We start from the raw sequence: 13,813 nt of genomic DNA on the forward strand, positions 1-13,813 counted from the left end.
GCCTGAAGCATGTGGCGATTCGGCTCGACCAGGATCGCAAGTTTCGTGAGTCGCTCAAAGACGCGCGCGGCTCGCACAAACCGAATGCCAGGCCGACGCAGCTACGAGCACCGCGCCACGCGAGCACGGACACTCACCCTTCAAAACCGCTCGATACTCAACGCCGCAAGCGTCTGTTCCGGAACCTCGGACGTCACATCGGACACGAGATCCGCCACCACCTTCGCCGACCCGCACGCGAGCCCCCAGCCCGCCGGACCATGTGCCGCGTTCACGAACACACACGGATGCCGTGTCGCGCCGACTGCCGGCAGGCCATCGGCGGAAAAGAGGCGCAGGCCTTCCCACGGACGCGCGGCCGAGACGCGTCCCGCGCCCGGAATCCAGTCGTGCGTGCCCTGACCGAGCACGTCGAGGGCACGACGGGCGAGGCTCGCATCGAGCGGCTTGTCGGCCTTGGAGGCGCTCTGGAACACGCCCGCACCCGCCACGCGCAGACGCTGGTTCACACGTGTCATCGTGATGCGCTTCATCGAATCGACGACCGTCAGATGCGGCGCCCGCTCTTCGTAGGCAATCGGCGCGGTGAGCGTATGCATGCGCAGCGGATAGAGCCACGGCGTGGACTTCCTGACGAGCGCGGGCGTCTCGGCTCCCGCCGCGACCACGACGGCGTCCGCCGTGATCAACTCGACATTTTCGTTGCGCTTGTTGCGGCTTGCGTCCGGATCGGCGAGTTCGACGGCCGCGCGCTTATCGTCCAGACGCAGCGCCGTCACCGTGCGATTCATGCGAAACTGCACGCCGCCGTCTTCGAGCACCTGCTTCAGTTGCTTGGTGAAGAGCGGGCAATTGGCCGTGCGCTCCTCGGGCAGCAAAACGCCGCCCGCGAATTCGGGATATTCGGGCACCGAATGCTCCGCCGCGACGCATTCCTCAGGCGTCAGCACGCGATGCGGCACCTTGAACTGCCGCAACAGATCGATGGCCGGTTGCGCTTCCTCCAGCTCGCGCGCGTGACGAAACACGTGCAGCATGCCGCGCCGCTGTTCGAATTCGAGTTGCAGTGCGCTCTCGATTTCCGCGACGGTACGGCGCGACAACGCGACGAGCGGTTCCAGCAACGCATATTGCGCCGCGAACGCGTCCGGCTCGCGCAGCATGGCGAGTTGTTTCAAAAAATCGCGCACGGCGCTATGAAAGCCGGTCTTCACGACCATGCCGTTTTGCTTCGCGCGGTTCGACGACATGAAGGTCGGTCCGAACCAGACATCGAGCGGAGAGGGCAAAAGCGCGCCGCCCTGGCCATAAGTGGCGCCTTGGGCGACCGTCGCGTAGCGCTCGACCACGCAGACGCGATGCCCGGCCGCATGCAACTGGTAAGCGGTGGCGATGCCGGCGATTCCTCCGCCGATAACGATGACATCCATGACTTTTTTGCCCGAAGGCGCGAACTTGCGCCGCACACCGCGCCGCAAGCTCGGGCGCGCCGCGCATGTCGACGATGAGACGGCGGGCGCGGCAGACTCGCCACACCCGAAGAAAGCGCGCCATGATAGCGCCAAATGAGCCGCGCCGGGACCATAGGTGCCAGATCGCAGCATGTCCGTCGCGAACGTTTCTGCACTGCGTACACTGCAGGATCGATTTCAGGATAAGCCATGCGTCACGTCCGCGGCGGGATGCGCACGCGCGACGGGTAATGGCGCCGGTCGGGCCGGCCGAATTTGAGACGCATCCGGGGTATAATCGCGGTCTTCCTTTCGCCTCACGTCGCTCATCCACGCTCGTGGCCGTTTCCGGCGTTTCGAGCGCGGCACCTAGCGGCACACAGACGTCATCGACGCACCGTCACAATGGCCCACTTCTCGTGTTTCCCCGGCGCTTCGGCCCTCTCCGATTTCCGTCAGACCCGCCTCCTCGAGACGCTCGCGCGCATCGACGCGAACATCGTCGGCGTGCGCGGCCAGTTTCTGCACTTCGTGAATTCGGCCGAACCGCTTTCCGATGAGGACAGCAACCGCATCCACGCGCTGATGCACTACGGTGCGCCGCTCGAAGAAGGCAAGGAACGCGGCCACGCCGAAACGTTTCTGGTCGTGCCGCGCTTCGGCACGGTGTCGCCTTGGGCGAGCAAGGCAACCGACATCGCACATCATTGCGGCCTCACGCAAGTGCGGCGTATCGAGCGCGGCGTCGAATACACGGTCGTCCTGAAGAGCGGTCTGCTCGGCGGCAAGAAAACCCTGTCGGACGAAGCGCGCGCCGCCGTTGCCGACGCGTTGCACGACCGCATGACCGAAAGCGTCGCGGCCTCGCGCGATCAGGCGCTGCATCTCTTCGACGAACTGCCCGCCAAGCCCTTGCAGACGGTCGATATCATCGGCGCCGGGCGTTCGGCGCTCGAAGCGGCCAACGCGGAACTGGGCCTCGCGCTCGCGGAAGACGAGATCGTTTATCTCGTCGATGCCTTCAAAAACCTCAACCGCAATCCGACCGACGTCGAACTGATGATGTTCGCGCAGGCCAACAGCGAACATTGCCGCCACAAGATTTTCAACGGCGAATGGACCATCGACGGCGAGAAGCAGGATCTGTCGCTCTTCGCCATGATCCGCAACACCGAGAAGCTGAATCACGAAGGCACGATCGTCGCGTACTCGGACAACTCGGCGATCATGGCGGGCGGCGTCGCGGAGCGCTGGTTTCCGCGCGGCGAGAGCGAGCAGTATCAGCGCAAGGTCGAGTTGACGCACACGCTGATGAAGGTCGAAACGCATAACCACCCGACCGCGATCTCGCCGTTCGCGGGCGCGGCAACGGGCTCGGGCGGCGAAATCCGCGACGAAGGCGCGACCGGTCGCGGCGCGCGTCCGAAAGCCGGTCTCGCGGGCTTCACGGTATCGAACCTCGATTTGCCCGATGCGCGTCAAAAGTGGGAAAACGCCCGCGATGCCGCCACGCCGCTCGTCTCGCGCAATCCGTCGGAAACGCATGAGGCGTATGGCCGGCCGGATCGCATTGCGTCGCCGTTGCAGATCATGATCGACGGGCCCATCGGCGCGGCGGCATTCAACAACGAATTCGGCCGTCCGAACCTGGGCGGCTATTTCCGCACCTTCGAGCAGAACGTCGCGGGCCGCGTGCGCGGCTATCACAAGCCGATCATGATCGCGGGCGGCATCGGCAATATCTCGGACCAGCACACGCACAAGAACGATCTGCCGGCGGGCACGCTGCTGATCCAGATCGGCGGACCGGGCATGCGCATCGGCATGGGCGGCGGCGCGGCGAGTTCGATGGCCACGGGCGCGAACACCGCCGAGCTGGACTTCGATTCCGTGCAGCGCGGCAATCCTGAAATTCAACGCCGCGCGCAGGAAGTCATCAACTCGTGCTGGCAACTGGGCGAGCACAACCCCATTCTGTCGATTCACGACGTCGGCGCGGGCGGCATTTCGAATGCGTTCCCCGAACTCGTCGATGGCGCGGGAAAGGGCGCGCGCTTCGAACTGCGCAAGGTACAGCTCGAGGAAAGCGGACTGTCGCCGCGCGAAATTTGGTCGAACGAAGCGCAAGAGCGCTATGTGCTGGCCATCGCGCCCGCCGATCTGCCGGCCTTCGAGGCAATGTGCGAGCGTGAACGCTGCCCGGTGGCAGTGGTTGGCGTGGCGACGGACGAGCGCGACCTCGAACTCATCGACGATGAAAACGAAGGTCAGGAACCCGTCGACATGCCGATGGATGTGCTGCTCGGCAAGCCGCCGAAAATGCATCGCGACGTTGCGCGCGAACATCCGAGCTTCACGCCGGTCGATGTCACCGGCCTGCAGCTTTCGGAAGTCGCCGTCGATGTGCTCAAGCACCCGACCGTCGCGAGCAAGTCGTTTCTCATCACCATCGGCGACCGTTCGGTGGGCGGCACGACGGCGCGCGACCAGTTCGTGGGCCCGTGGCAAGTGCCGGTGGCCGATTGCGCCATCACGACCATGGACTACGCGGGCTATCGCGGCGAAGCCATGACGATGGCCGAGCGCACGCCGCTCGCCATCATCGACGCACCCGCATCCGGCCGCATGGCAGTGGGCGAAGCAGTGACGAATATCGCTGCCGCGCCGATCGAATCGTTGAGCAAGCTCAAGCTCTCCGCCAACTGGATGGCCGCGTGCGGCAGCGCGGGCGAAGACGCGGCGCTCTACGACACGGTGAAGGCCATCGGCATGCAACTGTGCCCGGCGCTCGGCATCAGCATTCCGGTCGGCAAGGATTCGCTGTCGATGCGCACCAAGTGGCAGGACGCACGCGGCGGCTCACGGGAAGTGGTGTCGCCGGTGTCGCTCATCATCTCGGCGTTCGCGCCGGTCGAGGACGTGCGCCGTCAACTCACGCCGCAACTCGTCGCGGAGTCCGATACGGTGCTGATCGCCATCGATCTGGGGCGCGGGCGCAATCGCATGGGCGGCAGCATCCTCGCGCAAGTGACGCAGCAAGTGGGCGATGCCGTGCCCGACGTCAACGATCCCGAAGACCTCAAGCGCTTCTTCGCGTCCATTCAGGCGCTCAACGCCGACGGCAAGCTGCTTGCCTATCACGACCGCTCGGACGGCGGCCTGTGGGCGACGGTCTGCGAGATGGCGTTCGCGGGGCACGTGGGCGTGTCGCTCAACGTCGACATGCTGACACTCGATGCCGACCACGAATCCGATTACGGCGACGCGAAAGACTGGACCAAGCAGACGAGCGGCCGGCGCGACGACCGCACGATCCGCGCGCTGTTCACGGAAGAACTCGGCGCGGTGGTGCAAGTGCGCGCGGCGGATCGCGATGCCGTGCTCGGCGCGTTGCGCGGGCATGGTTTGTCGGCGTGCGCGCATGTCATCGGCAAGCCGAACGAGCGCGACACGGTCGAGATCTATCGCGACGCGAAGAAGATTTTCGATGCGCCGCGTACCGAGTTGCAGCGCGCATGGAGCGAGGTGAGCTGGCGCATCGCGCGTCTGCGCGACAACCCCGCTTGTGCCGACGCCGAATACGACGCATTGCTCGATGCCGCCGATCCCGGCTTGTCGCCCGTGTTGACCTTCGATCCGGCGGAAGACGTCGCCGCGCCGTTCATCGCGACGAACACGCGTCCGCGCGTGGCGATCCTGCGTGAGCAGGGCGTGAACTCGCATCTCGAAACCGCGTATGCATTCGACCGCGCGGGCTTCGATGCGCATGACGTACATATGAGCGATCTGCTCGAAGGCCGCGCAACACTCGCCGACTTCGCGGGCGCGGTGGCGTGCGGCGGCTTCTCGTATGGCGACGTGCTGGGTGCGGGCGAAGGCTGGGCCAAGACCATTCGCTTCAACCCGCGTCTTTCCGATATGTTCGCCGCCTTCTTTAGCCGCGCCGATACCTTCGCGCTCGGCATCTGCAACGGCTGCCAGATGATGTCGAACCTGGCGTCGATCATCCCCGGCGCCGAGGCGTGGCCCAAGTTCACGCGCAACAAGTCTGAGCAGTTCGAAGCGCGCTTCTCGCTCGTGGAAGTGGAGAGTTCGCCGTCGATCTTCTTTAGCGGCATGGAAGGCTCGCGCATTCCGGTGGCGGTCGCGCACGGTGAAGGTTTCGCCGATTTCTCGCAACAGGGCGATGCCGCGAAGGCACTCGTCGCCATGCGTTTCGTCGATCATCACGGCCGCGCGACGGAGCAGTATCCGTTCAACCCGAACGGCTCGCCGCAAGGCATCACGTCCGTCACGACGCCCGACGGCCGCTTCACCGTTTTGATGCCGCATATGGAGCGCGTGCATCGCAATGTGCAGATGAGCTGGACACCGGATGACTGGACCACTGACGGCAGTCCGTGGCTGCGCGTGTTTCAGAACGCGCGGCGGTTCATGGGGTGAGGATGGGTTGTATCGATGGGATGAGAGCACCCCGAAGTGGTTTTTCGGGGTGTTTCTTTGCCGATTGCAGATAGGCGAGCTACCGTGACCGACGTGTGCAGGCACACTGTTTGTGCAAGGCAGGCAAACACACGCCCTCACGCGGCTGCCCTTTGTCGCGGGTCCGTCTCCGCGCGGATTGCCTTGACTTTGTCTGCTAACGGGCGATTGCGATCGGGACAACCTTGCGATTGGGCATCGCATCGTAGGTGCGTCCGTTAAGAAGCCTTCCGGTCATGTCCTTTCGAACTCCGCCCCATTGCTTAAAGAAGAAAGCCGTATGCTGGGTGCGGCACTGACGCCGAATGGATTGAACCCAGTCCTCTTGCATGGGTCTTGCTCCACGGCCCGACTCACCGCCGACAATTACCCAGTCTATCTTTCTCAATGGCAGATCTTCGAGCGGTCCAATCAATGGCTCGCATGAGAGGAATTTCACCTGTGCCGGGGTTGCGGCCAAATGCGTGATCCTCTGGACAACTCGGTTATCCTCAACGCTTACGCCCATCCAGACGTTCGACGGCCATGGGAGGGATGGCGCTAACTCAAGCAAGCGCGCGGAGCGTTTGGTGAGCACCTGATAGGTATGCTGCGGAGTGGCAACCATTGTCGCGAACACGCGCTGAATGAAGTCGAGAGGCACAGCCTCTTGAAACAGATCACTCATCGAATTAACGAAAACGGTGCGAGGTTTTTTCCATTTGAGCGGAAGTCCGATAAGGTCCTCATGCAACGTAGGGGCGAACTCGTTCTCATAGCGTGCGCTACCCATAGCCTTTAGCCTGGCCGCCATCCTTTCGGCATAGCAATGTTTACAACCTTGGCTAATCTTCACGCATCCCGTGACGGGATTCCAGGTCATCTCAGTCCATTCGATGCCGGTTTTCGTCGCCATCGTCTTGCCCTATCTGAAAATTGTTAGCCTCGGAGTGTAGGAGTTTAGAAAGACCCGAACAAGTCCCTCTGATCTTTATTCTCTCGTCCTACATCGTTCCAAAGCTTCTGAGCATGAATATGTCGACTTAGCAGAATTAGTCGATACAGTGGGCCGTTTTTGCTGTTGACTAGTAATGGCTTCGTGCTCGCCGCAGTCATTCGAGTGTTGTTCAAGACAATTCTTTGCCAGTAGTCAAGAAATGCGCCGACAAAGGCGGTACGAGGTAGCCGACTTAAGTCGATCGCTTCTCTCCATCCGGGCGCGATACATTCAAGTCGCGTCCCATCTTTCGCAGCTTCAAGATCGATGTTGCGTTGGATGTCCATCACGCTGAAATGCACGAGTATGTCGATGTTCGGATGTGCGGCGAGCGCCAGAATAATTTCGAAATCGAGATGCTTTGCGTTAAACGGATCGAGAAAAGCCAGATGAAGACCCCGCGGCAGATCGGAAACAATCTCGTGAACGGTCTTAGTGGCTGCACCCACGTAAGGACGGACCTGGCCGCCAAGTTTCGTTAGGCGTTGCTCGCATACCTTCACGGACTCGGCGCTTAAGTCGCCTATGAAAATGTTGTGGAAGGGTGCTTTTCCATAAGCGCACGATGTCTTCCATGCTGCCAACGCACCGCCGTCGCGGAAGGCGCCATGCTCTCGCTCGACAACTCGGCCCGGGCCGCAAAAAAGGTCGATATATGACGACCCCGGAAAACGCGCCCGCGCGCCCCACGATGCGCCTACGTAGTCAGTCAGCTTTTCATGCTTGCCTTGAGCCCAGCTACCGACAACCATCGCCGGCAGACCATCGGCCGGGTCGACCCTCACTTTCTCATTCATGATTTGATCCTCTCTCGCTGACGAATAAGGCATCGATCATGTGAAGTTTTAGCTTCGAATGGAACTCGAAAGCTCTTAAATCAGGGGGCTGTTGGTGCGCTTAAAGCAAAAACGCCCCCGATCGCAAGATCGGAGGCGCTACGCGAAAAACCCTGCAGCCAACAGCGCGCTTATTTCACCACTGCCTTCTTCCGCAACCCTTCCTCGAACGCCTGCAGCTTCTCCTGCTGAATCTGCTGCGCGATCTGCGCCTTCACTTGTTCCAGCGGCGGCGGGGCGACGTCGCGGGTATCGTCCAGACGGATGATGTGCCAGCCGAATTGCGTCTTCACCGGCTGCGGCGTTACTTCACCCTTCTTGAGCTTCTCGGCGGCGGCGCCGAATTCCGGCACGTAGGCTTGCGGCGCGGACCAGTCCAGATCGCCGCCGTTCTTGCCCGATCCCGGATCCTTCGAGTATTGCTTCGCCAAATCCTCGAAGCTCGCGCCGCCCTTGATCTTCGCGATCAAGTCCTTCGCCTGCGCTTCGCTTTCTACCAGGATGTGATGCAGATGCAGTTCCTTGCCACCGCCCGTCTGCTTCACGAGTTGCTCGTAGCGCGCCTGGATCTCGGCGTCGGTCGGCGTGTTCTTCTTGACGAAGTCTTCGATCATCGCGCGCAGCACGACCGTCTGTTGCGCGACCGCGATCTGCGCCTTCACGTCGGGACGCATGGGCAGGCCTTCGCGCGACGCTTCCTGCATCAGGATTTCGCGGTTGATGAGTTCCTCGCGCACCGCCTGTTGCAATTGCGGCGAATCCTGCTGACCCTGCTGGACGAGTTGCTTCACGAGCGCATCGGCGCGCGACGTGGGAATCGGCGTGCCATTGACGACGGCGATGTTCTGCGCAAACGCGGGAGCCGCGGCGAACGCAGCCAGCAAGACCCAGACGCGGGTTTTTTTCAAAGTCATCGGAGGTTCCTAACTGAGCAACGAGCGACCTCGAAAGGCGCTTGATTGAGAGGTTGATCTGGAAGAAGCTGAGTGATTCGACACGCGGGAGAGGCGAGGCAAAAGCGCGGCAATCAGGCGCCAAAGCCCGCGCGGAGTCTATTCGAATTGTTCTGCGAACTCTTGCGGCGTATAAGCCCGGATGGCCAGTGCGTGCACGCCATGCTGCATTTCCGCGGCCAGCGCATCATACACCAGTCGATGCCGCGCCACGCGCGCGCGGCCCGCGAAGCATTCGGCGATGACCGTGACCGTGTAATGACTGCCCGAAGCTGCGCCGGCATGCCCGGCATGCGCCGCGCTGTCGTCTTCGATATGCACGGTTTGCGGTTCGAGCGCCGCTTCGAGGCGCGCTTCGAGATGCGCGATCTTGTCGGCCGCGCTCGCGTTCGGAAAATCGAAGGAAGCGTTCATTGACCATCCTCCTTCATGTATTTGGCGAGCCAGAAGCTTTGCGCGACGATAAACGCCACGAGACATCCCGTCGCGCCGAAGAGCTTGAAGTTGACCCATTGGTCGGTGGTGAAGTGAAACGCCACCACGAGATTGACGATACCGAGCAGCGCGAAAAACACCGCCCAAGCCACGTTCAATTGTCCCCACACGCGATGCGGCAGGACGATCTGCTTGCCCATCATCGCTTCGATGAGATTCTTTTTGAAGCCGAGTTGCGCGACGATCAGCGCCACGGCGAAGAGCCAGTAAAGCGCGGTGGGCTTCCATTTGATGAAGGTGTCGTTGTGCAGCACGAGCGTCGCGCCGCCGAACACCACGACCACGCCGAGACTCACCCACAGCATTGGATCGACCTTGCGATGGCGGAACGCCACCCACGCAATCTGCACGAGCGTCGCCGCGATGGCCACGGCAGTTGCCGTATAGATGCCCCAGATCTTGAATGCGACAAAAAACAGGATGATCGGAAACAGATCGAACAGAAATTTCATTGGCGTGGCGATGAGGTGGGCAGCGAGCAGGCTGCGGCGCGCGAAACGAACGCCCGCTCTCGAGAAGCGGGCGTTCCATGCGGCAGAAAATTATGCACGGGCTTATTGATTAGCCCGCCACAACCCGCCCGCGCTTACTTGGATTCGAATTGTAGCGCAGCCGAGTTGATGCAATACCGCAAACCGGTGGGCGCCGGGCCGTCTTCGAAGACGTGGCCGAGGTGCGCGCCGCAGTTCTTGCACTGCACTTCGATGCGCAGCATGCCGTGCGAGCGGTCGGTCTTCTCTTCGATCACTTCGCCGTTGATCGGCTTGAAGTAGCTGGGCCAGCCACAGCCCGCGTCGAACTTGGTCGCGGATTCGAAAAGCGGCGTGCCGCAACACACGCAGTCATACACGCCGCGCTCGAAGTGGTCCCAGTAATCGCCGGAGAACGGGCGCTCGGTCGCCGCGTGGCGCGTGACCTGATACTGCATGTCGTTGAGTTCGCTGCGATACGCCGCATCGTCCTTTTGCAGCGGATACGCCGTGGCGCCAGTGTTGTCGGTGGTGTCGTCTCTGCTCATATCATTCCTTTTATCGGCCGAAAGTCGGAAAAACGGATCAGGCCAGCTATTTTGGGGCGATCCTAAGAAGAACAACTCACTTCCAGATCGCTCGCCCAGTCGGGTGGCAGGCCGGCGTAGGCTTCGTATTCGGGTTGTTCGTCGTAGGGACGGCGCAGCACGTCGAGAAGCCGCGCCACTTCGGTGTAATCCTTTTCGCTCGCCTGGCGAATCGCCTGTTCGGCCAGGTGATTACGCAGCACGTACTTCGGATTCACGCGATTCATCGCGGCCGCGCGATCCGTATCGTCGCGCGTTTCGTGCGCGAGACGTTCGCGATACTGCACCGCCCACGCGTCGAAAGCGGCGCGGTCGAGAAAGAGGTCGCGCACGGGCGAATCGTTCGAGGTATCGGATTTCGCGAGCTTCGACAAGTTCCGGAACGTGAGCGTGAAGTCCGCGCGGTTCGCGTGCATGATTTCGAGGAGACCGTTGGCGAGTTTGTCATCGCCTTCGCGCGCGATTTCGAGGCCGAGCTTGGCGCGCATCTTCGCTTCGAACACGGGGCCGAAGCGCGCCTTGTAGCGTTCGAGAACCTTCTGCGCTTCCTCGACCACGCGTTGCGCACGGTCTTCTTCCGGCAGGTTCGCGCCGACGAGCGGAACCAGCGCCTGCGCCAGACAAAACAGGTTCCAATAGCCGACCTGCGGCTGACGGCTGTACGAATAGCGCCCTTGCGTGTCCGTGTGGTTGCAAATGTGATGCGCGTTGAAGCCATCCATGAAACCGAACGGGCCGTAGTCGATCGTGAGACCGAGAATGGACATGTTGTCGGTGTTCATCACGCCGTGACAGAAGCCGACGGCTTGCCACTCCGCCATCAGATCGGCGGTGCTGCGCACGGCTTCGTCGAGGAGCGCGAGGTAGGGATCGTCGGCGTCGCGGCAATGCGGATAGAAGCGCTCGATCACGTGATCGGCAAGCGCTTTGAGATCGTCGACGCGGTCGTTCGAATAGAAGTGTTCGAAATGCCCGAAGCGCACGAAGCTCGGCGCGACGCGCGTGACGATCGCCGCTGTTTCCATGCTCTCGCGCCGCACCGGCATATCGGAGCCGACGATGGCGAGCGCGCGTGTCGTGGGAATGCCCAGATGGTGCATGGCTTCGGAGCACAGGAATTCGCGGATCGACGAACGCAACACGGCGCGGCCATCGCCCATGCGGGAATACGGTGTGCGGCCCGCGCCCTTCAGCTGAAGTTCGAAGCGTGTGCCGTCATGGTCCCGATCGGCGTCTGGCTCGATCTCGCCGAGTGTAAGTGCGCGGCCATCGCCCAATTGACCTGCCCACACGCCGAACTGATGCCCCGAATAGACCGCTGCGTAAGGCAGTTCGCCGGCGGGCCATTCGCGCGTGGGATTGCCGGCGAAGTATTCGGCAAAGCGCTTTTGCTCGCTGCCTTCCGCGACATCCGGATCGATGCCGAGCATGTCCGCCGTTTCGCGCGAGATCGCGACGAGATAAGGATCGGGCACCGGCGTGGCGGGAAGGCGCGTCAGAAACGCGGCCCCGAGCGCCGCGAACGAGCCGGGCTGGCCAACCTTGATCGCGGCGGCGATGGCGTCCATGGAATCAGCGCCGGAAGCCTTCTCGCCGGACGCTGCACGCACGGCATTGCTTGGGGAAAACGACATATTGAGCGCCTTTTGGTTAAACGATATTGTAAATCCGCGCCCGCGGGCCTGCAGGGCCGCACCCGGCCGGGCATCGGGCGGCGCAAAGCCAATGACCGACCCAATGACTCGAGCCCAGACTCGCCAACCGACTCACCGAGGAAATCACCCATGACGTCGCCGCTTTACGGCCAGATGATGGAAATACCGTTGCTCGCGTCGTCCCTGTTGTCCCATGCCTCGCGCCACTTCGGCGATACGGAAATCGTGTCGCGGCGTATCGAAGGCGATATCCATCGCTACACCTACCGCGATTGCGAGAAGCGCGCGAAGCAACTCGCGCAGGCCTTGATCGCGCTCGGCGTGGAGCAGGGCGAGCGCATCGGAACGCTGGCCTGGAACGGCTACCGGCATCTGGAGTGCTATTACGGCGTGGCGGGCATGGGCGCCGTGTGCCACACCATCAATCCGCGTCTCTTTCCGGATCAGGTCGCGTTCATCATCGATCATGCGGACGATTCGTACGTCTTGTTCGACATGACCTTCGCGCCGCTCGTCGAGATGATCGCGCCGCAGTGTCCGAACGTGAAAGGCTGGATCGCACTCGGCGATGCCGCCTGCATCGAGCAGCATCTTTCGAACCTGAGCGTGCCGGTGATGAGCTACGAAAGTCTCGTCGGCGAACAGGATGGCGTCTACGAATGGCCGATGCTCGATGAACGTCAGGCATCGTTTCTTTGCTACACGTCGGGAACGACAGGCAATCCGAAGGGCGCGCTGTATTCGCATCGCTCGACGGTGCTGCATGCTTATGGCGCGGCCTTGCCCGATGCGATGGGCGCGTCATCGAGCGATTCCATCCTGCCCGTCGTGCCGATGTTCCACGTCAACGCGTGGGGCATTCCGCATGCGGGGCCGCTCGTCGGCGCGAAACTGGTGTTTCCCGGCAAGGACCTCGACGGCAAGTCGCTCTACGAGTTGATGGAAGCGGAAGGCGTCACCTATTCGGCGGGCGTGCCGACCGTATGGCTGGCGCTCCTCGCCTACATGAAGCAGAACGATTTGCGCTTTTCGACGTTGAAGCGCACGGTGATCGGCGGCTCGGCGTGTCCGCCCGCCATGCTGAAGACCTTCGAGGAAGACTACGGCGTGCAGGTGATTCATGCGTGGGGCATGACGGAGATGTCGCCGCTCGGCACGCTCGCGCGGCTGAGTTTCCGGCAGAAGCAGCGTTCGGCCGAGGAACAGCGCATCTCGCTCGAAAAGCAGGGGCGCGCGCTCTTTGGCGTCGATATGAAAGTGGTCGGCGACGACGGCCACGAACTGCCGTGGGACGGCCAGTCGTTCGGCGATCTGCACGTGCGCGGACCGTGGGTCATCGACCGCTATTTCCGGCGCGACGAGTCGCCGCTCATCGACGGCTGGTTTCCAACGGGCGATGTCGCGACCATCGACGCCGATGGCTTCATGAACATCACCGATCGCAGCAAGGACGTGATCAAGTCGGGCGGCGAGTGGATCAGTTCGATCGATCTGGAGAACATCGCGGTGTCGCATCCGCAGGTGGCGGAGGCGGCGTGCATTGCGTGCTCGCATCCGAAGTGGACGGAGCGGCCGATGATCGTCGCCGTGCTGCGTCCGGGCGCGACCATCACGCGTGAGGATTTGCTCGCGCATTTCGAGGGCAAGGTCGCGAAGTGGTGGATTCCGGACGATGTCGTGTTCGCCGACGAGTTGCCGCATACGGCAACGGGCAAGCTGCAGAAGGTGCGGCTGCGCGCGTTGTATCGGGAGCATGTGCTGCCGGAGAAGGGTGAGAAGACATCTTGATGCCAGCGCTTCCGACTGACCTCGCGCCCCGGTCGATCCGGGGCGTTTTCATTCGCCGGACGACGCGCATTTGAACGATCGTTCTCCTTTGTGTATTCTGCGTCGATCACTCACAATAAC

At 62.2% G+C, this 13,813-nt stretch carries 11 protein-coding genes; 3 read left to right on the plus strand and 8 right to left on the minus strand.

Going from position 1 to position 13,813, the window contains the following annotated elements; translation table 11 throughout:
- Positions 1 to 140: 140 nt before the first annotated feature.
- A complete protein-coding gene (locus NCT03_RS07470) occupies positions 141 to 1,430 on the minus strand; it encodes an FAD-dependent oxidoreductase (RefSeq protein ID WP_250492369.1) in 1,290 nt (429 codons plus the stop codon).
- Between NCT03_RS07470 and NCT03_RS07475 the strand changes: the two genes are divergently transcribed.
- Together NCT03_RS07475 and purL are read left to right on the plus strand one after the other, a co-directional pair.
- A complete protein-coding gene (locus tag NCT03_RS07475) occupies positions 1,429 to 1,569 on the plus strand; it encodes a hypothetical protein (RefSeq protein ID WP_244827916.1) in 141 nt (46 codons plus the stop codon). The two genes, NCT03_RS07470 and NCT03_RS07475, sit on opposite strands and share 2 nt — an antisense overlap.
- A 287-nt stretch (positions 1,570 to 1,856) precedes the next feature.
- Entirely contained in the window at positions 1,857 to 5,894 is a 4,038-nt protein-coding gene (gene purL / locus NCT03_RS07480) for a phosphoribosylformylglycinamidine synthase (RefSeq protein ID WP_250492370.1), read from the plus strand.
- Positions 5,895 to 6,090: 196 nt separating this feature from the next.
- On the opposite strand, the gene NCT03_RS07485 is transcribed toward purL, so the two are convergent.
- The 7 genes from NCT03_RS07485 to NCT03_RS07515 all read right to left on the minus strand — a co-directional run bounded on the left by NCT03_RS07485 (position 6,091) and on the right by NCT03_RS07515 (position 11,884).
- Positions 6,091 to 6,828: a DUF5131 family protein gene (locus tag NCT03_RS07485; protein ID WP_250492371.1), complete on the minus strand. Its 738-nt coding sequence runs from the start codon at positions 6,826 to 6,828 to the stop codon at positions 6,091 to 6,093.
- 44 nt (positions 6,829 to 6,872) lie between these two features.
- A complete protein-coding gene (gene tcmP / locus NCT03_RS07490) occupies positions 6,873 to 7,706 on the minus strand; it encodes a three-Cys-motif partner protein TcmP (protein WP_250492372.1) in 834 nt (277 codons plus the stop codon).
- A 170-nt stretch (positions 7,707 to 7,876) separates the two neighbouring features.
- Positions 7,877 to 8,659 carry a peptidylprolyl isomerase gene (locus NCT03_RS07495; protein ID WP_244827914.1) on the minus strand — a complete coding sequence of 261 codons (783 nt, stop codon included), beginning with the start codon at positions 8,657 to 8,659 and terminating at the stop codon, positions 7,877 to 7,879.
- A gap of 138 nt (positions 8,660 to 8,797) precedes the next feature.
- On the minus strand, positions 8,798 to 9,112 hold the full coding sequence (locus NCT03_RS07500) for a BolA family protein (protein WP_244827913.1): 315 nt from the start codon (positions 9,110 to 9,112) through the stop codon (positions 8,798 to 8,800).
- Positions 9,109 to 9,645 (minus strand): septation protein A, encoded by a 537-nt coding sequence (locus NCT03_RS07505; protein ID WP_244827912.1) that lies wholly within the window; start codon positions 9,643 to 9,645, stop codon positions 9,109 to 9,111. Before NCT03_RS07505 ends, NCT03_RS07500 begins: the two co-directional genes overlap by 4 nt.
- 134 nt (positions 9,646 to 9,779) lie before the next feature.
- The gene (gene msrB, locus NCT03_RS07510; RefSeq protein WP_250492373.1) at positions 9,780 to 10,211 is read right to left on the minus strand and encodes a peptide-methionine (R)-S-oxide reductase MsrB; all 432 of its coding nucleotides are present in this window, start codon (positions 10,209 to 10,211) and stop codon (positions 9,780 to 9,782) included.
- 62 nt (positions 10,212 to 10,273) lie between these two features.
- A complete protein-coding gene (locus NCT03_RS07515; protein WP_502800357.1) occupies positions 10,274 to 11,884 on the minus strand; it encodes a protein adenylyltransferase SelO in 1,611 nt (536 codons plus the stop codon).
- 150 nt (positions 11,885 to 12,034) lie between these two features.
- On the opposite strand from NCT03_RS07515, the gene NCT03_RS07520 reads away from it, so the two are divergent.
- Positions 12,035 to 13,693, plus strand: a complete 1,659-nt coding sequence (locus NCT03_RS07520) for a 3-(methylthio)propionyl-CoA ligase (protein ID WP_250464839.1) — start codon at positions 12,035 to 12,037, stop codon at positions 13,691 to 13,693.
- Positions 13,694 to 13,813 lie beyond the last annotated feature (120 nt).

The organism is Caballeronia sp. GAWG1-1 (assembly GCF_023631465.1).
In the GTDB taxonomy this organism is placed as follows: Bacteria; Pseudomonadota; Gammaproteobacteria; order Burkholderiales; family Burkholderiaceae; genus Caballeronia.